Here is a 20,789-nt window from a genome sequence, read left to right as displayed (position 1 = left end):
CACTGGCGTCACATCGACGTTCACCGTGGTGGACTCCGATACCCCACCGGAGGTAACGATGTAGGTAAAGCTGTCTGCACCGTGGTAGTTGTCGTTTGGCGTGTAAGTGACGCTGCCATCCGGGTTGACCGAGACCGTGCCGTTCGCTGGACCGTTATTGGTATCCAGCGACACCACTTTGTCGCTGCCTTCAAATGTGTCGTTACCTAGGACGTTAATGATGGTCGGCGTGTCTTCCACAACCGTCGCGTTGTCTGCCACGATGTCCGCCACAGGCGCAACTGTGAAGTTCACCGTTTGGCTGACGCTCTCGCCGCTTGGATCGGTGGCCGTAAACGTTAGGGTTTCTGAGCCGTTCCAGTCTGCCGTTGGGCTAATGGTCGCAATGCCATTTTCTATTGAGACATTGACATTACTGTTGCCAGAGACGCTAAACGTTAACTCGCCATCCACGTTATCCACATCACTGAAAGCCGTATTTAGATTGATGGTGTATGGGGTGAAATCTTCCGCCAAGGTTTGGTCTGCGAGGTTGCTTTCAACCACAGGCGTGTCGTTCACCGCATTCACGGTGACGTTGACCGTCGCTTGGTCAGTCAGTGCACCATCGCTAACGGTGTAAGTGATTTCAGCGTCACCATGGAAGTTCTCAGCCGGTGTGAAGACCAGTTTGCCATCAACGATCTCAACTGTGCCTTGTGTTTCAGGTACGGAAGCCGATTCAATCGACAGCTTATCACCATCAATATCGGTGTCGTTTGGCAGGACATCAATCGTCACTGGCGTGTCTTCGTCAGTAACGGCATTGTCATTGGTCGCCACTGGCGCATCGTTCACTGGCGTCACATCGACGTTCACCGTGGTGGACTCTGACACCCCACCTGACGTAACGATGTAGGTGAAGCTGTCTGTGCCGTGGAAGTTGTCGTTTGGCGTGTAAGTGACGCTGCCATCCGGGTTGACCGAGACCGTGCCGTTAGCTGGACCGTTATTGGTATCCAGCGACACCACTTTGTCGTCGCCTTCGAACGTGTCGTTACCTAAAACCTTGATGATGGTTGGTGTGTCTTCCACAACCGTCGCGCGGTCAGATTCAATATCTGCCACAGGCGCCACTGTGAAGTTCACCGTTTGGCTAACGCTTTCGCCGCTTGGATCGGTAGCCGTAAACGTCAGCGCTTCTGAGCCGTTCCAGTCTGCCGTTGGAGTGAACGTAGCAATCCCATTGACGATCGCCACTTGAATGTTGCTGTTGCCAGAGACGCTAAACGTTAACTCGCCATCCACGTTATCCACATCGCTGAAAGCGGTATTCAGATTGATGCTGTATGGGGTGAAATCTTCCGCCAAGGTTTGGTCTGCAATGCTACTTTCAACCACAGGCGTGTCGTTCACCGCATTCACGGTGACGTTGACCGTCGCTTGGTCAGTCAGTGCACCATCGCTAACGGTGTAAGTGATTTCAGCGTCACCATGGAAGTTCTCAGCCGGTGTGAACACCAACTTGCCGTCAACAATTTCAACTGTACCTTGGTCACTCGGCACAGACGCCGAATCAATGCTTAACGTATCACCATCGATGTCAGTATCGTTTGGCAGGACATCAATCGTGACAGCGGTATCTTCTTGTGTTGTTGCCGCGTCATCGTTTGCCACTGGCGCATCGTTCACTGGTGTGACATCGACGTTCACCGTGGTGGACTCCGATACCCCACCGGACGTAACGATGTAGGTGAAGCTGTCTGTACCGTGATAGTTGTCGTTTGGCGTGTAAGTGACGCTGCCATCCGGGTTGACGGAGACCGTGCCGTTGGCTGGACCGTTATTCGTATCTAGCGACACCACTTTGTCGTCGCCTTCAAACGTGTCGTTACCTAAAACCTTAATGATGGTCGGCGTGTCTTCCACGACCGTCGCGTTGTCTGCCACGATGTCCGCCACAGGGGCTACCGTGAAGTTCACCGTTTGGCTGACACTCTCGCCGCTTGGATCGGTAGCAGTAAAGGTCAGCGCTTCTGAGCCGTTCCAGTCTGCGGTTGGAGTGAACGTAGCAATGCCATTGACGATTGCCACTTGAATGTTGCTGTTGCCAGAGACACTGAAGCTCAGCTCGCCATCTACGTTATCCACATCGCTGAAAGCGGTATTTAGATCGATGCTGTATGGGGTGAAGTCTTCCGCCAAGGTTTGGTCTGCGATGCTGCTTTCAACCACAGGCGTATCGTTCACCGCATTCACGATGACGTTGACCGTCGCTTGGTCGGTCAGTGCACCATCGGTGATGGTGTAAGTGATTTCAGCGTCACCATGGAAGTTCTCAGTTGGCGTGAAGACCAGTTTGCCATCAACAATCTCAACTGTCCCTTGGTCACTCGGCACAGACGCCGAGTCAATACGTAATGTATCACCATCGATGTCAGTATCGTTTGGCAGGACATCAATCGTCACTGGCGTGTCTTCGTCAGTAATCGCCGTGTCATCTTTTGCCACTGGCGCATCGTTCACTGGTGTGACATCGACGTTCACCGTGGTGGATTCACTGACGCCCCCAGATGTGACGATGTAGGTGAAGCTGTCTGTGCCGTGGTAGTTGTCGTTTGGCGTGTAAGTGACGCTGCCGTCCGGGTTGACCGAGACCGTACCGTTAGCTGGACCGTTATTGCTATCCAGCGACACCACTTTATCGTCGCCTTCGAACGTGTCGTTACCTAAGACGTTAATGATGGTCGGCGTGTCTTCCACAACCGTCGCGTTGTCTGCCACGATGTCCGCCACAGGCGCTACCGTGAAGTTCACCGTTTGGCTAACGCTCTCGCCGCTTGGATCGGTGGCAGTAAACGTCAACGCTTCTGAGCCGTTCCAGTCTGCGGTTGGAGTGAACGTAGCAATCCCATTGACGATTGCCACTTGAATGTTGCTGTTGCCAGAGACACTAAACGTTAACTCACCATCGGCGTTATCCACATCACTGAAGGCCGTATTTAGATCGATGCTGTATGGCGTAAAGTCTTCCGCCAAGGCTTGGTCTGCAATGCTGCTTTCAACCACAGGCGCGTCGTTTACGGCATTTACGGTGACATTGACCGTCGGTTGGTCAGTCAGTGCACCATCGGTCACGGTGTAAGTGATTTCGGCGTCACCATGGAAGTTCTCAGCCGGTGTGAAGACCAGTTTGCCATCAACAATCTCAACTGTACCTTGTGCTTCAGGTACAGACGCTGATTCAATCGACAGCTTATCACCATCAATATCGGTGTCGTTTGGCAGGACATCAATCGTTACTGAGCTATCTTCCTCTGTAATTGTTGTATCATTAGAGGCAATAGGCGCATCGTTAACTGAGTTTACTGTTACCGAAACTTGAGCTTCATCCTCTAACTCACCATCTGAGATGGTGTAGCTAATCGTTGCATTACCGTTGAAATTTTCAGCCGGAGTGAAAACAAGCTTACCATCGATAATCTCAACGATACCTTGCTCTTCTGGTACAGAAGCAGAGGTAATGATTAAATCATCACCTTCAATATCACTGTCGTTAGCGAGCACATCAATTACAACCAGGGAATCTTCGTCAGTTTGAATCGCATCATTAGTTGCTATTGGCGCGTCATTAACAGGCGTAATATCTAAGTTAGCAGTGCCATTAATAACACCACCATCATCATCAATGATGTCATAGGAGAATGACACTTCAGTGTCATCATCAGCTTCTGGGATGTAAGTCCAAGAGCCATCGCTGTTATCAATTAAGGTGCCATTCCCACTCTCAATAGTGACGTTTGTAATGACAAGAGTATCGGCATCATCAATATTGACATTAGATAGTAATTCTTCAGTAGTTATCGTGATTGGATCGCTATCTTCCTCAACAGCGCTTAATGTCACTGGAGAATTAGTAAGTGGCTTACTTGAGCCATCCCCACTTGTCTCGATACCTGTTGTGAAGAAGTCATTTAAGGTCAACGCTTGTGTTTCAGATAAGCCGAGGGATTCTAGGCCAATAGTTTCAAAGTTTGTTGAGGCTAGCACTTCAGTACCATCTCGTACAATCGTGGCACTATTTTGCAAACTGGAGCCACTATTTTCACCCGCTGCAGGTGCGAGTTCTTCATCAATAGCAGAAGGGTCTTGACCTTGCTCAATAGCACTAATAATCTGTGCTACATCGTCTGAAATATCTTTTAAACCTTGCTCTTGAGCAAGCTGAATTTTCAGGTCTTGAGGCGCAGCATCTGTCATTGCCACTATCACTTCACCTGGTAGAGGCTGCTGTCCTTCTGCAAGGACTCTCAGCTGCCCATCCAAACCTATTACGACGACTTGATTACCGAGTGGCACTAATGCTGTACGATCCATATAAACCTTAACCCTAAATAACTGTCAAGTTTTTGACTAACAATACTAATTTGCTATATATTGCCCGAATATATAGTGCAATAACAGCAATTTGATGCTCAATAAAGTAATTATGTGTCATACATCAATAAGAATCCAGACGCATAAGCGTTTTATTTTATTAAAATCTGGACTCTCGTTTCTAGCCATTACCTCCATGTTTAATTTGAGATCTTAATTCAATTTTTAGGCAGATTTAGTAGGTTGATTTATCAAAATTGAAACAAATGAACAGCGAATCAACAGGTTACTTCATCGCATATTAATGTTATTGTGCGCTAAATTATTGACGCCCTTATAAGTATTCCACTTATAAGCCCTATCACCTCGAGAATTTTTACCATTATCTAGGAGAATCACAGTGAAGTGGACTCGTGCCAACGCCTTTTGTATTGGTATGTTCACCGCTAGTCATGCTTTTGGGCAAACGCTAGAGCAAGCGGTTGAAAACACATTAAAAACCAATCCTGACATCAAAAGTGCGTTCAATGAATTCGTTAGCAAGCAGTATGTGAATGAAGCATCTGGTGGTGCTTACCTCCCATCCGTAGACTTAGATGCCGGTATCGGTTACGAAGGAATCAAACCTGCAGAGTCAGGGCGAGATTCAACCGATCTGACAAGAAAAGAAGCCACCGTGACACTAACCCAGCTAATATGGGATGGCTCAGCGACACTTAATGATATGGATCGAACAGCAGCTGATGCTGAATCGGTCCGTTATCAACTTCTAGCTGATGCCCAAGACACCGCTTTAGAGGTCGCGAAAGTTTATTTAGACTCAGTAAAAGCTTATGAAATTCTGACACTTTCCGAGAATAACTTGAAAGTGCATAAGAAGATCTATGAAGACATTAAAAAGCGAGTTAACTCAGGTATCGGTTCTACAGCAGACCTAACCCAGGTAGAGGCTCGTTTAGCAAAGGCTCACGGTAACTTGGTGGCAGCTCAGAACAACTTATATGACAGCCACACCACCTTTACACGCCTTGTCGGACAGTCACCACAAGGATTGATTTTCCCAAGAGCGGACCAAAACTTTATTCCCTACACCATCGATGAAGCGATTGACTTGGCATTCGAGTCACATCCAGTAATCAAAATTTCGGTAGCTGATGTGGACTCTGCAAAGTTCCAATACAAGCAATCTAAGGGAACTTACTACCCAACGATATCGGTAGAAGCGGCTCAAACATGGCGTGATGATGCAAGCGGTATCGAAGGAAGCAGCGAAGAGACAACAGCAATGTTACGTATGCGTTACAACCTCTTTAACGGTGGTAGTGACGTAGCCAACGCTGAAAGTTTTGCCTACCAACTAAATAAAGCAAAAGACCTAAGAGAACGTGCATACCGCCAAGTAGAAGAAGGTCTTCGTCTATCTTGGAGTGCGTTAGATTTAACACTTCAACAAAAAGAGTTCCTAGCGGATCACGTAGATTCGGCCTCTGAAACTGTCATCGCCTACGAAAAGCAGTATCGCATTGGAAAACGCACTCTGCTGGACTTGTTAAATACTGAAAACGAACTTTTCGAAGCGAGAAAGAACTACTTAGATGCTCGATACTCAGAGCAGTACGCCAAGTACCGCGTTATGAACGCGACTGGCCAATTGTTAAATGCCTTGCGTGTCGATGTACCTACAGAATGGAATGAAAAGGTGGAGTACTGATCATGAAACCAGTGAAGATTCTATTTGCATTGGGTATGCTCGCCATCACTCAACACGTTGTTGCTGAAGACGAATATGAGTATCGTCCTGTACCAAATGCAGAACAAATAGCAGATTTGCAAGATGACGATAACGATGGTGTCATCAATGCTCGAGATATGTGCCCAGGTACACCTGAAGGCTCAGAGGTCGACAACGACGGTTGTGGAGAATACATTAAAGCATCAGATAACATGCAAGTGCGGATACTTTTTGCTAACGACTCTGATGAGATCAATCCAGTCTTCAGAAGACAAGTCCGAGAGCTTTCCGACTTTTTAAAAGAGTACCCTACTACTTCGATAGAGCTGCACGGCTATGCTAGTAAAGTTGGCGGTTCAAAGCATAACCAAGATCTTTCTGAAAGACGAGCACGCAATGTCCGTGAAGCCCTACTAAGCTACGACATCGAACCGAGTAGAGTCCGCATTGTTGGTTTTGGTGACACTCACTTAGCACAACAAGGGACCGATGAAGTCAGCCATGCTTTAAATCGTCGAGTAACCGCATCAGTCGTTGGTTACAAAGGCGAGATAAAAAGAGAGTGGACAATATTCACAACTCTTCCAGAAAGGTAAAGTACCTGTTTTTGTTTGCTCTGCAAGCACAAAGCAAACAAAAACGAGTGAATACTTAACCTCAGAAAAGGAGCTTCGGCTCCTTTATTTTTACTCATTTCGACAACCGTATTATGCTTTAGGAATCGGCACTTTAGTGTTACTCTAGCCACGTCATAACAACGAGAGTTTTGAAATGAGCAAACTTACATCAGATATCCAAGCGAACCTTGACCTTTTTGTTGCAGAAACGAAAGAAAACCAATTGGTTTGGGGTTTACGCAATGAAGAAGGTTGGCTATCTTGCGATTCAACTGAATTCGAAAACAGCGAAGTCATGCCTTTCTGGTCTTCTAAAGAAGATGCAGAAGCACATAATGTTGAAGAATGGTCAGATTTTACTGTACTAGAAATCCCATTAGATATCTTTGTTGAAGATTGGCTTTTGACTCTTGCTGAAGATGGTGTTCTTGTTGGAACTAACTGGAACGATCAGTTAGAAGGCAAAGAAATGGAGCCTCAAGATCTAGCAAAGCTTTACATTGATTAAAGATTTCTGACCTCAACTTTATGTTGAGGTCTTTCTTTTTTATGCCTCTTCTTTCAATATCTCGACCAAGTGCATAGTTTTACTACTCTTTTTCTTAGTACACCCAACTTAATCACAACGCTGATGCGTTAAAAGCGCTATGATAACTCAACTTTAAAGGCACCTTAAATTAAAGGCTCGTTTAAACATGCGCGTGCTCTATCCCTTGCTTGCGTCACTTTTGCTCACTCCAGTATATGCAAGCGACACTCAAGATATTGAACCAAACCAAAATATCACACAGTGGCACTCTGTCTACCAAACCACACTACGAAGCAACCCTGAGTCGGCATTGAGCATGCTTCAAGATCGCTACCATACAGCGAAATCGGACAGCGAAAAGCTCTACGTAAGTGGATTGATTTATGAATATATGTCAAACATAAATCAGCCTTACTACGGCAGCAGTCAAGTCTTAGACAACCCTTTTTCTCAATTAGAATCAGAATATATTCTTGCCTTAAATGAACGTAAGCATGGTAGTTACGAGGCCTCAGTAGATAGCTTTTCTTCTTTGCGACAGACAATGAAGAAAATATCCGATTCCGAAGGCAAGGCTCTGATGAACTATCAACTTTGTTATACGCTGAATCAACAAGGTCGTTATCACAAAGCAAACTTTTATTGCTCATCCTTAGAGAGCCACTTAAATCATAAGCATCAAGAAAACTTCCCTGTTGATCTCGCTTTGCGCGTGGTAGCAAATAACTACAATTACCGCGGTGACTATGAAAAAGCCTTAAGTTTGTATCGACAGTTGATGGCCAACATGTCGACGCAAAGCGATCCTTCAGGGATTTACAATGACGTCGGCAATTTACTTGCAGAGCTGGGGCAATTTGAACAATCAGAGCAATATCTCATTCAAACCTTACTGGTTCGCCAAGATGAAGGGACACCTCTTGAAGTTGCGCAAGTCGAACATAGTCTAGGAGCGATGTACAGAAAATCCAAAGAACTCGATAAGTCCATCAGCCACTACAAAAATGCATTAACGATTCTCGAACAACTTCATTATCCATACGGGCAAGGGTTGACCTATTTAGGGTTATCTGCTGCTTTGGCCGATTCTGGGCAATTGGATACCGCGGTAGATTACATTGGAAGAGCATTAAACATTGCCCAAACTTATGAGAATACGCACCTTGAAACAGAGGGTCATTTGGCTGCTGGATTGGCATATTTAAAGAACCATACACCCGAAAAATCGATTGAACACAGTACAATAGCGTTAAGATTAGCGGTAAAAAACGCTAGGCCCTTATTGCAAGCGCAAGCCCAATTACTCCTCTCAAAAGCATACCAAGCTCAAAATGATTACAAAAAGGCACTGGAGCATCACAAGGCCTACTCGACGATTGAACTAACGAACCGAGACGCGAGTAATATCAAGGCGTTAGAGGCACTAGATCTCACTAAAAAAGAGTATGAATATGATCTACAAGTCGCGCAGTTGAACAACGAAACTCTTCTAAGTCAGTACCAGTTTGAAAAACTCACAGACCAACAACGCACTTATAATTTTGTTGTTTTCTGTTTATTGATTCTCCTCGCTCTGGCATTGATGGTTCAGCGACAAACACGCTTAAAAGCCAAAATAGACAGCTTAACGTGTGCATTAAACAGAGCGGCAATTATAGAGACGATTAAAAGCCAAACCTCCAAAGCGGAAGGAGACTTCCGCTACGTTCTAGCATTAATCGATCTAGATGACTTTAAGGCGATTAATGATCAGTATGGTCATCCGACTGGCGACTTAGTACTACAACAGGTATGCAAAGCGCTTAAAGCTAAACTTAATAAGGGAGATTACTTGGGTCGTTTAGGTGGAGAAGAGTTTATCTTGCTATTGAAAAACGTCGATGAGATTGACGTTCCCTTTAGAATACAAAGTCTGCATAAAACAATTTCAGAAAAGAGTGTACATTCGCTTAATAACCATCAATTGAATATATCTGCGAGTCTGGCCTATCTATCAACCTCAATGCCACTCACCAACTTTGATGAGCTCTATTCGATATTAGACCAAGCGTTATACAATGCTAAGAAGCAAGGAAAAAACTCCCTTGTGGACGCATACAACGAGCCGATCAGTTTAAGTGCTGAGTATATTCTCTAATAAAACCAAACCACCAGCGTAGTGGTTTGTTATAGGTGGAAGCATCAGTAAGCCATTCAGATGCAACACCATCATCAAGGAGTCTTTGTGCCCAAGGCAAGAAAAAACATTCAGTCTCTAGAGCGAGGTTTTCTAATCCTCGAGTTGCTCTCGATGAGTGAGTCTCCCCTATCATTACAGACGATCAGTAATGCGATCCAGTTAAATAAGACGACTGTTCACGGGTTACTTGCGACTCTACACTCTCTTGGATATGTATCCAAACACAACCATAGCTACAGCCTAGGGTTTAGATGCTATGAACTGTCTAAGCCGATTGAACAAAAAAACGAAGCTATCCGACAACACTTTGTTCCATTGCTGAAAAAAATGGCCCAAATGACTAACAACACTGCTTACCTCGCTGTACAAAGTGGCGCTAAAGAGTACTTGTATATCGATGCTATAGAGCAGGATAACCCTCTTACTATCCGTAGCCCGAGAGGGAAACGAGAAGGACTCACAACATCTGCGATCGGCAAGGTTTTTCTTAGTTTTGATGATGAGCTTCGCCGAACATTGCGCCTTGAAAGCCAAATATCCCCCACGTTAGAAACTGAACTTAATCAGGTTGTATTATCAGGTTACGCACTCGATTTAGAAGAGGCAGAGCCAAACCTCAATTGCTTAGCGATCCCCCTTTACTTGGATGGTAAGGTCGTTGCTGTTGCAGGTGTCAGCGGTGCTGCCTCCGAACTGACGGTCACTAGGCTAAAACACTTTGCCAGCATCTTTCTCAAACTTTAAGATTTGACAATGTCGAATTCTAGGCCATTTTTATACTGTTTTGATTACATGCTTATACGTCGCCTCTAATATGGTCGTTGTTCAACTCAACAACGTAGGAGAAGCGATGTCTACTGTATTAATCACTGGCGCTAACCGTGGCTTAGGCTTGCAATTTGTCCGCCACTACCTTGGAAAAGGTTGGCAAGTTATCGCAACTTGTCGTTCACCAGAAAATGCTAAGCAGCTCAATGAACTAGTAACCCAACCCAATCAACTTCAACTGATGGCTCTAGACGTCACTAACCAACAAGATATCGATCAGTTAGCCACTCGATTAGCGGATCGTCCGCTCGATCATTTAATTCTGAATGCAGGTGTATTAGGCGAAGAGTGTGCAACGCTTGGCGAAATGACCCAGAAAAAATGGCTAGAAGTACTAAACATAAATACCGTCGCACCTGCCCTGCTAATTCAAGCACTACAAGACAACGTTGCGAAAAGTCAGCACAAAACCATCGTGGGAATCTCAACCCGAGTTGCGAGTTTAAGCGATAACAGTTCAGGTAACATGTACAGTTATCGAGCATCTAAAGCAGCGCTTAATCAGGTTCTAGTATCAGCAGCACGCAATCTCGAATCGCGAGGAGTAAAAACTGTCGCAGTTCATCCCGGCTGGGTAAAAACCGATATGGGCGGTGAGGACGCAACCTTTTCTGCCGAGGAAAGTGTTGCAGGCATTGTTTCGGTCGCAGAACAACTAACACTTGAGCTATCCGGAAGCTTCCGCGTATTTGATGGCTCTACAATCGAATGGTAACTGATCTCTAAATGACGTCTCCCGGCCAAATTGAAGGCCGGGAGAATACAGTAAACTAATAGGCCAAAAAGATAAAAGCTCGCACTATCGTCAGACAAGCGAGCCGTTATCGTCTATGGTGTTGTACTACCGTCAAACGCTGAGGAAGTCAGCGATTGCAGAGGTGTCATTTAGGCAATGATTTCCCGTGAAACTCACTCAATCATCCCACTCAGGCGCTAGCCCTTCAGGGTTTACTTCGCGGCCATTTCTTTCCAACGCATCTATCTTAGCAATCGCCTCTTCACTCAGATTAAGTTCAAGTGCTTTCAGGTTACTTGCCAAATTCTCTCGTTTAGTTGAAGACGGGATCACCGCGTAACCTTTTGACAGCGCCCAAGCAAGCGCGACTTGAGCTGGCGTGGCCTGATAGTCCTCAGCAATACCTGCAATAGTTGGGTCCCCAAGTACTTTCCCATATGCCAAGGTCATGTAAGACGTTACCTGAATATCGTTTTCCTGCATGAAGCTGACCAACTTACGATTTTGCAAATAAGGGCTAAGCTCGATTTGGTTAGTAACAATATTCTCTTTACCGACCACTTCTATCGCTTGTTGCAACAAGTCAATATTAAAGTTGGAGACGCCAATATTACGGGTTAACCCTTGCGATTTAGCTTCAAGTAATGAAGCCATGTATTCGCTCAAGTTATTGTTATTGCCAGGCCAGTGGATCAAGGTCAAATCCACATAATCTGTATTTAGCTTTTCTAAGCTCTCTTTTAGACTTGGAATGAGTTGTTCCGTGTTCATGTTATCAACCCAGATCTTGGTCGTAATGAATAGCTCATCACGTGCAATACCGGACTGTGTCAATACTTCACCGATTTCTGCCTCATTACCGTAAATCTGTGCAGTATCAATTACGCGGTAACCCACTTCTAACGCATTACGGACTGAATCCTTAACTACTTCACCCTCTAAACGAAACGTGCCGACGCCAAATGATGGTACTTTCATCTAAATCTCCTGAATTATCGATTTTATAGTTGATTCGAAGCAAAACTTTACGCCGCAAGAAACTTTCCGTAAAGTTAACAATACTCAAATCTAATTTGAAATATATTCAACAATGAAAGCTACTCTAGATGAAATGCGCACCTTTATGGCCGTGGTCGATACGGGTTCAATCAGCTCTGCGGCTGAACTGTTATCGATGACCGTCTCGGCGGTGAGTCGATCGGTATCTCGGCTAGAAGCCAAACTCGAAACGACTTTGTTAAATCGCACAACCCGTAAGTTAGATGTTACTAATGAAGGAACGATATACCTCGATAAAGTCAGACATATTGTAGAAGCAGTAGAGAATGCCGAAGCACAACTGAAAAGCCAGAAATATAAGCCCTCTGGCCTCCTACGAATAAACGCAGCTACCCCCTTCTTACTGCACGTACTAACGCCGCACATTGCTAAATATCAGAGCTTGTATCCAGAAGTCGAAATCGATCTCAATTCCAATGAGGAAAATATTAGCCTTTTGGGAACAAAAACCGATATTGCTTTTCGTATCGGTGAGCTACAAAACTCAACCATGCGCGCGATATTTCTTGGTAAAAGTCGGATTCGAATCGTCGCGAGTCCAGAGTATTTAAGACAACATGGTACTCCAACCTCAATAGATCAGTTACTCAATCACAAGCTACTTGGATTCAACAAGCCGGAGTATCTTAAGGAATGGCCGATCATGGATGATAAGAACAAACTTCTGCGTATTATGAGTAGCCTAAGATCTGATAATGGCGAGACGCTAAGGTGTTTAGCCTTACATGGTGCGGGGATAGCTTGCCTGTCTGACTTTATGACCTACTCTGACCGACAAGCTGGTCGCTTAGTGGGCGTGCTTAGTGAACACACGCATAATGTCGAACAGCCCGTTCATGCGGTGTATTACAAAAATGCCAGTACCTCACGCCGGATCAGCTCTTTTATTGACTTCATCAAGCAAGAAATCAAGGTAGAGAACCACCAGTTCCTTTAAAGACCACCGCTGTTTGTGGCAAAACACTTTTGTCTTTTTGCCGCTTTTTCTCACAACAAAAATCTCATAGTGTCCTGAATATCAGGGAGGCACCTTGCATCCTAGTACTCACAGTAATAGTCAGGCTTCATAATGCATAAAGATTTAAGTAACAGATTCACCATCGGGGTTGAGCTCCCCCTAGATAATGACTGGACCCAAGAAGGCCAGAAAAAACGCCTGCTCCAACGAAAACCGTTCGGCGTACCAGACATGAGTGCACATAAACAGCGTATTATGTTAGCCGATAAGTTAGGCTTTAACGTAGCGTGGGTGAGAGATGTCCCGTTGTACGACCCTAACTTTGGAGACGCGGCACAAATTTATGAACCGTTCAGTTATCTTGGCTATCTCTCTGCGTGCACCGACAACATTCTACTAGGGACAGCAGCGATAGTATTACCGTTAAGACAACCTTGGCTAGTGAAAAAAGCCGCTGCGACCATCAACGAGTTAAGTGGTGACCGCCTGATACTCGGTGTGGCTAGTGGAGACCGTCCTAGTGAATATCCCGTTTTTAACGCTAACTTTGACAGCCGTGGCTCGGCTTTTCGAGAAAGTGTAGAGATTTTGAAAGATACGCAAAATGATAAGCTGGGTAACGATCTACAGTTATTACCCGAGTTTGCTGATATTCCTATCTATGTCGCAGGGTTAGCGCAGCAAAGTCCACAATGGATAGGAGAAAACCTAGACGGCTGGCTCGCCTACCCAGGCACACCTGATGATCATGAACACCGCGTTGTACTTTGGCGCTCCGTAGCGGGAAACAAACCCTACGCCAGCTTTATTCATCTTGATTTAGTCGATAACCCAAATGCACCAGTCGTTCGGCATCACTTTGGTATCCGGGCCGGAGTCAATGGCTTGAGCGATGAGCTAGAAAAAATGCAAGAAGCAGGAGTCAATCACATCGGGTTGCATTTCCGTCGTAATAGCCAACCAATTGAGAAATCAATGGAACAGATCGCTCAGTACGTGTTGCCACGCTTTAACTAAGATCAAATAAAAATATGTGCCACCTTACTAAGGGGTGGCACGCTAGGCTTGGCACTTGGAAAAACAAAAGCTGCAATAACGACAAAAATCTTTTGTTAAAACAACAATAATAGAGTTATTTTAAAGTAAGTCTTGGTTGAATAAAGTCGATGAACGCGGAAATACGTTTAGAGACTGAAGAAGATTTGTAGAAGACAGCATTGACCTGTTCTCGTCCAGTATTTGTGATTTTTTCCGATTCAAACAATGCCACTAACCGTCCAGAATCAAGATCATCTTTCACCATAAAGCCAGATAAACATGCAATGCCGTTCCCTGCCAGCACTAACTGTCTAACCGTTTCACCACTGCTGGATAGGATATCAGGCTCTATCATCTCAAACCCTCGTAATGGCCACTGATTTAACACTTTAGCGCCAGAAAAACCGATCAAGTTATGACTGCGCAAATCGCTCACCGCTTCAGGGAAACCTCGTTTAGATAAATAACCAGGCGTGGCAACGATAAATAGTGGGCTTGTTCCTAAAGGTTTAGCATGCAGTGTTGAATCCGATAATCGTCCAATACGTATTGCCACATCGGTTCTTTTTTCCAATAGATCCACAAAACCCTCATTAGAGGTAAGATCGAGTTGAATATCAGGATAAGCCTCTTTAAATGGCTGAATTAACGGCACGAGTTGATGTAAAACAAATGGGCTAGCGGCATCAACTCTTAAGCGCCCCTTGGGTAATTCACCTCGTGTGATGATCTCTTCTTCAGCTTGCTGTATTTGTAGTAAACCTAAGCGAACCGCTTCAACAAACTGATGCCCTTCCTCAGTAACTTCCACTCTGCGTGTCGTGCGATTCAGCAAGGTTACCCCCAACTGTGATTCAACTTTACTAACCGCACGAGATACCCTAGCGACTTGAATACCTAGTGCATCAGCAGCGGAAGAAAATCCACCACTATCCACAACTGCCATAAGAATCTCTAATTCATCTGATCGGGTTAACATTTCATCCCCTTTCTTAATTGCGCATTTCCATCATTTATAGCAAAAGTATTTTGTAATAAACACCATTTTTCGCAACGAATAACTCTTTAATAATACACGGCATGGAAACGGGCTATTCGTTTATCCATTCATATTCAATGATTATAAGAGAGAGTTGTTATGCCTTTAGCTTTACTTGCATTGACGCTTAGCGCCTTTGCTATTGGAACCACGGAGTTTGTAATTGTCGGTCTGATACCGACTATGGCCTCCGACCTCAACGTATCATTACCTTCAGCGGGTCTTTTAGTTAGCCTGTACGCACTTGGTGTCGCGGTTGGTGCTCCCGTTTTAACAGCGCTGACTGGTAACTGGAAAAGAAAGTACGTTCTGCTTTCTGTTATGGCACTGTTTGTTCTTGGCAATCTGTTAGCCTGGCAAGCACCTGGATACAACACTCTAGTCACAGCAAGGATACTGACCGGGCTTGCACACGGTGTGTTCTTTTCGATCGGCTCGACTATCGCCACTGGCCTAGTGTCAAAAGAAAAAGCCGCTAGCGCAATTGCTATTATGTTTACCGGTCTGACCGTAGCTCTAGTGACGGGCGTGCCACTTGGCACCTGGATTGGCCAGACATTTGGTTGGCAGGCAACCTTCCTAATCGTCGCGATCCTTGGAATCATCGCACTGATAGGAAGCGCTCTGCTAGTGCCGAGTAATCTGAAACAACCACCAGCAACCAAGCTGTCATCGCAAGTAAAAGTCTTGACTCAACCTCGTCTACTTTTGGTGTACGCAATCACCGCGCTCGGTTACGGTGGTACGTTCACAGCCTTCACTTACTTGGCTCCTATTTTGGAAGAAGTTTCGGGGTTTGGCTCTAGCGCTATCAGCCTAATTATGTTGGTTTATGGTGTATCAGTCGCATTCGGCAACATCTGGGGCGGAAAGATGGCCGACTCTATGGGGCCAATCAAAGCTCTGACAGCGATTTTCTCGGGCCTAATTGTGGTATTGCTCGTGTTTAGTGTCACAGCATTTAATCCAATTTCTGCAGTAGTGACCATTCTTGTCTGGGGTGCCTTTGCCTTTGGTAACGTTCCAGGACTTCAAGTTTATGTTGTCAAACTAGCAGAGAAATATTCACCTGATGCAGTCGACGTCGCTTCTGGTCTCAACATTGCTGCATTTAACGTAGGTATTGCACTGGGTTCTTGGGGCGGTGGCCTTATCGTGGCCAATGCTGGGCTGATGCACACACCTTGGATTGGCGCGATCGTAGTATTAGGTGCTCTACTACTAACCCGTTTCAGCGGAATGCTAGACAAGCGTGGAGAACAGCACGCAACGGCACACTGATTCACGTTCCGAATCTATAAAAATCACTTAAATTAGCCCGGCATTACGTCGGGCTTTCAATACAGAGTTTAAATACACCATTGACTGAGGTAGAAAGTTTATTCTACCCTTAGGTAAAACAAACGTTCTACCTGGTGTATCAAATAGTGAAAGAAAAAATCGCAGCAAGCCTAGAAAAAGCATTCAGTCAGTATGGCTTCGCCGAGCCTAGCGTACCCCAACTCAAAAACGCCTGCGAAGTCAGCCTGAGAACCCTGTACAAATACTACCCCTCCAAGGAAGCGATGATTGTTGCAGCTCTCGAGCATCGCCATCAAAGGTATTTGAGTTTTTTGCTCGAAGACGCCCCTGCCAATGGAACACCGGCTGTATTACACCTATTCACTCGCCTCGAGGATTGGATGAAGGAGTTTGCACCGAATGGCTGCATGTCCATCAATGCATTAGCAGCCTATCCAGAAAATCTATCTATTAATCAAGCAGTAAAACAACACAAATTGGCGGTTCGTCAGCTTATGGTCCAACTAAGTCAGCGAGAAGACCTCGCAACCACACTCTTCTTGTTACATGAAGGTCTATCCAACGCATGGCCGGTTCTCGGTCACGCTGCCTTTGCATCCGCTGAACACACTCTGCTAGAACTAATGAAGGAGAACAATCAATGACCACAATCCCGAAAGTCATGAAAGGCGTCCAACTTATCGGTCATGGTGGGCCAGATATGCTTCGTTACCGCGATGATATACCTGTGCCAGTCCCCTCGCCTGATGATGTATTGATCCAAGTTGCCGCCGCCGGAGTCAATAACACCGACATCAATACCCGAACAGCATGGTATTCTAAAAATGACGCCAATAGCATGGATGCAAGTTGGTCAGGAGACGCGCTATCTCTCCCTCGAATCCAAGGTGCCGATGTATGCGGTACCATCGTCGCTGTTGGTGAGAATATCTGCCCATCACGAATCGGTCAGCGTGTGCTCATCGAACCATGTATTACGCGCTTCAACAGTCAAGCACTTAGCTCGCCTTGGTACTTCGGTTCAGAATGTGATGGTGGCTTTGCTCAGTTCACTGTTGTTGACAGTAAACATGCATATGCTGTGAATAGTAGTTTATCGGATATCGATTTGGCCTCCTTCCCTTGTTCTTATTCAACTGCCGAGAACATGCTTGTCCGCTCTAATGTCACAGCGAGCGATACCGTACTGATTTCAGGGGCATCCGGCGGTGTTGGCTCTGCCGCAATCCAACTGGCGAAGGCGCGTGGAGCATACGTCATTGCTATCGCCAGCCCAGAAAAGAAAGAACAGATCACGGCATTAGGAGCAAACCAAGTTATCCCTCGCGATGCAAATTTAACAGCGACTCTCGGAGAAAACAGCGTTGACGTAGTGATTGATTTGGTCGCAGGAGAGCAGTGGCCACAATTTCTTCAGGTACTAAAGCCAGGATCAAGATACGCTGTTTCCGGCGCCATAGGCGGCCCAATTGTCGAGCTGGATGTAAGAACTCTTTACCTTAAAGACCTAGCGTTATTTGGTTGTACCGTTTTGGCACCAGAAGTATTCGGTAACTTGGTTCGCTATATCGAACAGAACGCAATTCGTCCCTTAGTCGCGGAGTCATTTCCCTTGAACCAGATAGGTCAAGCGCAAGAAGTATTTTCACGCAAGCAACATATTGGGAAACTGGTTTTGGAAATCACATAGCTTTTGTGATTAACAACGACCTATACAAGTCATTGTAATTTGAGAACCCTTTAAGCATTCTACAAAATGTTCAGTAATTAGGAGTGCGCTACGGTTGGCTTAGCTTGTTATCCCTTTTCATCACGCTAAGCCAGCTTGTAAAAATATGCGGTGTTTGCTTCTGAGTTATAAATGTTTAATACCAACATTATCTTACTTCTGGCGTTCATGAACAGAACCGAGATCTGAACGACTTCGGTGTTAAACCTACGATTCTATTAAATATTTTCCTGAACGCGCTCACATCTTGGTAACCCACTCTAAATGATATTGCGTCAAATGTTAGGGTTGTCGACTCAAGTAAATCACAAGCTTTTTGTACTCTTAAGCTTTGTATGTATTGGTTAACATTGAAACCTGTCGCCTTTTTAAAGCGTCGCTGCAATGTCCTTTCTGTTAAACAACTCAACTCTGCAAGCTCTTTATTGCTCAGTTTTCCTTGATAATGATCGTTTATATAGTGCTGTATTTGAACAATTACCTCATCACCATGTTGGAAGTTTGGAGTAAACTGTTGATAAAAGCGTTGCTCTCTCGGACCAGTATCAATAACCAACATTTTTCCTAACAGGCGCATTACTGCCGGTGACGCAAATAAGGAAACCAGCTCCAAACCTAAATCCACCCATGACATCATACCCCCAGCCGTAATGATCGTTCCTTCGTTAATAAGGATGGCTTCTTGTCTTACGTGGATATCGGGAAACTGACTCGCTAATGAAGGAGCCAAGCCCCAGTGTGTCGTACAAGACTTATTGGTCAACAACTGGGTTTGAGCAAGAATAAAAGTACCAGCGCAGGCGGAGGCTAAAATCGCACCTTTACTATGTTGGACATTTAACCAGTCGAGTAGCTCTGGCTCTGGTTCTAAGTAATATTGACCAGTGCCGCTAGGCGGAATCATTACCGCTGTTTTCACATCGAAGTGCGTGTTTGGCCAGTGATCCAATATCTCTACTTCAAAGTGCACATCAACGCCCAATTTAGCCGCCGCACGGTTTGCCATCTCGAAGAGTTCGCTTAAACCATATACGGAGGCTTGTGAGCTATCTGGGTAATTAACGAGTGCTATTTTCATTTATCTTCAAGTGTCGCTTTTTGACTCTTTTGTGTCATTTTAGACTCTAAAGAAGGTGGCTAAAAGTCTTTATATTATTCGTACCGCAATGATCCTCAATAAAAGGAAAAGAAAATGACTCAAAAAGCCCTACTTGTAATTGATTTGCAAAACGACTATTTCCCGGAAGGAAAGTTTCCTTTATGGAATACAGAATCGACTTTAGACAATGTTAAGAGAGCAATAACTAAAGCCAATGAGCAAGACATTCCTGTGATTCATATTCAGCATATTGCCGACCCTGCCATGGGTATTGCCCCATTCTTCAATGAAGGCAGCGACGGTGCCAATATTCACCCAGAAGTTCTTGCTTTAGCGCCGAATTCCGAAATCGTGGTAAAGCACTTCGCAGATAGCTTTGAAGGAACACGTTTAGAAGAAGTATTGGCAAGCAAAAATGTAACGGAGTTACTTGTATGCGGAATGATGACACAAAACTGCGTGACACATACTGCTATTTCAAAATCTGCGGACAAGTATGATGTTTCGATCTTAATGGATAGCTGTACCACGGTCGATGAAATGATTCACAACATTGCACTTCACGCTGTCTCAACGAGAGTTCCCCTCGTAACTATTGAAGATAAGCTGTAATACACGCAAAACCTTTCGCTCACACAATGCGGGCGAAAGGTCACACATATATGCACTTCCATTGATATTTGCTTACTTTGTGTTAAACATTGGTTTCCAAATAGTTACAAGGAAACGTTTATGAAATGGATAGTCGTATTGTTTATTAGCTTATTTTCAGTTTTCAGCCATGCGAAAGAGTGGAAACAAATTCGCTTCACTGTTGAAGGGGCTTACCCCCCATTTAGCTGGACGACAAAAGAGGGAAAGCTAGAAGGGTTTGAAGTCGACCTCGCTAACGCGTTATGCAAAGAGTTAGAAGTAAAGTGCGTTATCTCAAAAATGGATTGGGATGGCATCATCCCTTCTCTCCTTAGTCGCAAGAACGATGCGATTATTGCTGCAATGACAATCACAGAAGAACGAGAAAAGAAAGTCGATTTCACCGTCCCTTATGCAAAAGTACCGACTCGTTTTGTAATGAAAAATGATAGAGAAATCAACATGGATGACGGCAGCCTAAATCGTTTATCTATTGGAGTTCAAAGAGCCACAATTGGTGATAAGTACCTTTCTGCCTTGTATCCAGATATTGATATTCGTCGTTATGGTACGTTCGATGAGGCATTTACCGATCTACTCAATGGACGGTTAGATGCTGTATTTGGTGGCTCAATCGGTTTAAGTGCTGGTTTTCTTGAAACTGCACAAGGTAAAGGCTATCACTTTACTGGACCAGCGTTTACAGAGGAAAAGTGGTTCGGCCGTGGCATTGGCGTAGCAGTGAGAAAACAAGACAAAGAATTAAAAGCATTACTCGATAGCGGAATACAAAAATTGATCCAGAGCGGTAAGCATAAAACCATCGCCAGCAAGTATTTCTCCTATAGTATTTACGAGTAACCTCGTTATTTTTTTATAGTCTGCGCGGTATAGGAAACTTCCCTTTCCCTATATGGCGACAAAAACAGAGCCCTCGAGCAATCGCCCGAGGGTT

17 protein-coding genes are annotated in these 20,789 nt (G+C 44.9%); 13 read left to right on the top strand and 4 right to left on the bottom strand.

Translation table 11 applies throughout. The annotated features are described in order from the left end of the window. A partial coding sequence (locus R7035_RS19725; RefSeq protein WP_318146241.1) for a tandem-95 repeat protein occupies positions 1–4,356 on the bottom strand: 4,356 nt, incomplete at its 3' end. Positions 4,357–4,756: 400 nt separating this feature from the next. On the opposite strand from R7035_RS19725, the gene R7035_RS19720 reads away from it, so the two are divergent. The 6 genes from R7035_RS19720 to R7035_RS19695 all read left to right on the top strand — a co-directional run bounded on the left by R7035_RS19720 (position 4,757) and on the right by R7035_RS19695 (position 10,956). Beyond that, a complete protein-coding gene (locus R7035_RS19720) occupies positions 4,757–6,067 on the top strand; it encodes a TolC family outer membrane protein (protein WP_017635971.1) in 1,311 nt (436 codons plus the stop codon). A gap of 2 nt (positions 6,068–6,069) precedes the next feature. Next, the gene (locus R7035_RS19715) at positions 6,070–6,684 is read left to right on the top strand and encodes an OmpA family protein (RefSeq protein WP_005377354.1); all 615 of its coding nucleotides are present in this window, start codon (positions 6,070–6,072) and stop codon (positions 6,682–6,684) included. Positions 6,685–6,859: 175 nt separating this feature from the next. Further along, positions 6,860–7,213, top strand: a complete 354-nt coding sequence (locus R7035_RS19710; RefSeq protein WP_053304422.1) for a DUF2750 domain-containing protein — start codon at positions 6,860–6,862, stop codon at positions 7,211–7,213. Positions 7,214–7,400: 187 nt separating this feature from the next. Next, positions 7,401–9,371 (top strand): diguanylate cyclase domain-containing protein, encoded by a 1,971-nt coding sequence (locus tag R7035_RS19705; protein WP_206959839.1) that lies wholly within the window; start codon positions 7,401–7,403, stop codon positions 9,369–9,371. An 87-nt stretch (positions 9,372–9,458) separates the two neighbouring features. Beyond that, the gene (locus R7035_RS19700; protein ID WP_017635969.1) at positions 9,459–10,157 is read left to right on the top strand and encodes an IclR family transcriptional regulator; all 699 of its coding nucleotides are present in this window, start codon (positions 9,459–9,461) and stop codon (positions 10,155–10,157) included. 106 nt (positions 10,158–10,263) lie between these two features. Beyond that, on the top strand, positions 10,264–10,956 hold the full coding sequence (locus tag R7035_RS19695) for an SDR family oxidoreductase (protein WP_047102672.1): 693 nt from the start codon (positions 10,264–10,266) through the stop codon (positions 10,954–10,956). A gap of 198 nt (positions 10,957–11,154) precedes the next feature. On the opposite strand, the gene dkgB is transcribed toward R7035_RS19695, so the two are convergent. After that, a complete protein-coding gene (dkgB, locus tag R7035_RS19690; RefSeq protein ID WP_047102673.1) occupies positions 11,155–11,955 on the bottom strand; it encodes a 2,5-didehydrogluconate reductase DkgB in 801 nt (266 codons plus the stop codon). Positions 11,956–12,067: 112 nt separating this feature from the next. On the opposite strand from dkgB, the gene R7035_RS19685 reads away from it, so the two are divergent. Together R7035_RS19685 and R7035_RS19680 are read left to right on the top strand one after the other, a co-directional pair. After that, a complete protein-coding gene (locus R7035_RS19685; protein ID WP_005377343.1) occupies positions 12,068–12,973 on the top strand; it encodes a LysR family transcriptional regulator in 906 nt (301 codons plus the stop codon). 132 nt (positions 12,974–13,105) lie between these two features. Next, on the top strand, positions 13,106–14,011 hold the full coding sequence (locus R7035_RS19680) for a TIGR03571 family LLM class oxidoreductase (protein WP_047102674.1): 906 nt from the start codon (positions 13,106–13,108) through the stop codon (positions 14,009–14,011). A gap of 115 nt (positions 14,012–14,126) precedes the next feature. Here R7035_RS19680 and R7035_RS19675 read toward each other — a convergent pair whose 3' ends face one another. Next, complete coding sequence (locus R7035_RS19675) at positions 14,127–15,011, bottom strand: LysR family transcriptional regulator (protein WP_005377338.1); 885 nt, start codon at positions 15,009–15,011, stop codon at positions 14,127–14,129. A gap of 159 nt (positions 15,012–15,170) precedes the next feature. Here R7035_RS19675 and R7035_RS19670 point away from each other — a divergent pair, with 159 nt between their 5' ends. The 3 genes from R7035_RS19670 to R7035_RS19660 all read left to right on the top strand — a co-directional run bounded on the left by R7035_RS19670 (position 15,171) and on the right by R7035_RS19660 (position 18,063). Beyond that, positions 15,171–16,352 carry an MFS transporter gene (locus tag R7035_RS19670; RefSeq protein ID WP_017635963.1) on the top strand — a complete coding sequence of 394 codons (1,182 nt, stop codon included), beginning with the start codon at positions 15,171–15,173 and terminating at the stop codon, positions 16,350–16,352. 143 nt (positions 16,353–16,495) lie between these two features. After that, positions 16,496–17,017: a TetR/AcrR family transcriptional regulator gene (locus R7035_RS19665; RefSeq protein WP_031777252.1), complete on the top strand. Its 522-nt coding sequence runs from the start codon at positions 16,496–16,498 to the stop codon at positions 17,015–17,017. Continuing rightward, positions 17,014–18,063: an alcohol dehydrogenase family protein gene (locus tag R7035_RS19660; protein ID WP_182039736.1), complete on the top strand. Its 1,050-nt coding sequence runs from the start codon at positions 17,014–17,016 to the stop codon at positions 18,061–18,063. The genes R7035_RS19665 and R7035_RS19660 overlap by 4 nt, the downstream gene beginning before the upstream one ends. A gap of 205 nt (positions 18,064–18,268) precedes the next feature. On the opposite strand, the gene R7035_RS19655 is transcribed toward R7035_RS19660, so the two are convergent. Beyond that, entirely contained in the window at positions 18,269–19,180 is a 912-nt protein-coding gene (locus tag R7035_RS19655) for a GlxA family transcriptional regulator (RefSeq protein WP_258489139.1), read from the bottom strand. A gap of 114 nt (positions 19,181–19,294) precedes the next feature. Between R7035_RS19655 and R7035_RS19650 the strand changes: the two genes are divergently transcribed. Both R7035_RS19650 and R7035_RS19645 read left to right on the top strand, forming a co-directional pair. Continuing rightward, entirely contained in the window at positions 19,295–19,813 is a 519-nt protein-coding gene (locus R7035_RS19650) for a cysteine hydrolase family protein (protein ID WP_033906138.1), read from the top strand. 120 nt (positions 19,814–19,933) lie between these two features. Beyond that, positions 19,934–20,695 (top strand): transporter substrate-binding domain-containing protein, encoded by a 762-nt coding sequence (locus R7035_RS19645; protein WP_086046774.1) that lies wholly within the window; start codon positions 19,934–19,936, stop codon positions 20,693–20,695. The last annotated feature ends 94 nt before the right edge of the window (positions 20,696–20,789 follow it).

It is taken from the genome of Vibrio sp. 1731 (assembly GCF_033339955.1).
Taxonomy (GTDB): domain Bacteria; phylum Pseudomonadota; class Gammaproteobacteria; order Enterobacterales; family Vibrionaceae; genus Vibrio; species Vibrio alginolyticus.
This window is presented reverse-complemented; position numbering and strand designations above follow the sequence as displayed.

Coding starts and splice junctions, on each gene's coding strand:
- R7035_RS19715 (WP_005377354.1), top strand. CDS start 6,070: ATGAAACCAGTGAAGATTCTATTTGCATTGGGTATGCTCGCCATCACT.
- R7035_RS19710 (WP_053304422.1), top strand. CDS start 6,860: ATGAGCAAACTTACATCAGATATCCAAGCGAACCTTGACCTTTTTGTT.
- R7035_RS19705 (WP_206959839.1), top strand. CDS start 7,401: ATGCGCGTGCTCTATCCCTTGCTTGCGTCACTTTTGCTCACTCCAGTA.
- R7035_RS19695 (WP_047102672.1), top strand. CDS start 10,264: ATGTCTACTGTATTAATCACTGGCGCTAACCGTGGCTTAGGCTTGCAA.
- dkgB (WP_047102673.1), bottom strand. CDS start 11,955: ATGAAAGTACCATCATTTGGCGTCGGCACGTTTCGTTTAGAGGGTGAA.
- R7035_RS19685 (WP_005377343.1), top strand. CDS start 12,068: ATGAAAGCTACTCTAGATGAAATGCGCACCTTTATGGCCGTGGTCGAT.
- R7035_RS19680 (WP_047102674.1), top strand. CDS start 13,106: ATGCATAAAGATTTAAGTAACAGATTCACCATCGGGGTTGAGCTCCCC.
- R7035_RS19675 (WP_005377338.1), bottom strand. CDS start 15,011: ATGTTAACCCGATCAGATGAATTAGAGATTCTTATGGCAGTTGTGGAT.
- R7035_RS19670 (WP_017635963.1), top strand. CDS start 15,171: ATGCCTTTAGCTTTACTTGCATTGACGCTTAGCGCCTTTGCTATTGGA.
- R7035_RS19660 (WP_182039736.1), top strand. CDS start 17,014: ATGACCACAATCCCGAAAGTCATGAAAGGCGTCCAACTTATCGGTCAT.
- R7035_RS19655 (WP_258489139.1), bottom strand. CDS start 19,180: ATGAAAATAGCACTCGTTAATTACCCAGATAGCTCACAAGCCTCCGTA.
- R7035_RS19650 (WP_033906138.1), top strand. CDS start 19,295: ATGACTCAAAAAGCCCTACTTGTAATTGATTTGCAAAACGACTATTTC.
- R7035_RS19645 (WP_086046774.1), top strand. CDS start 19,934: ATGAAATGGATAGTCGTATTGTTTATTAGCTTATTTTCAGTTTTCAGC.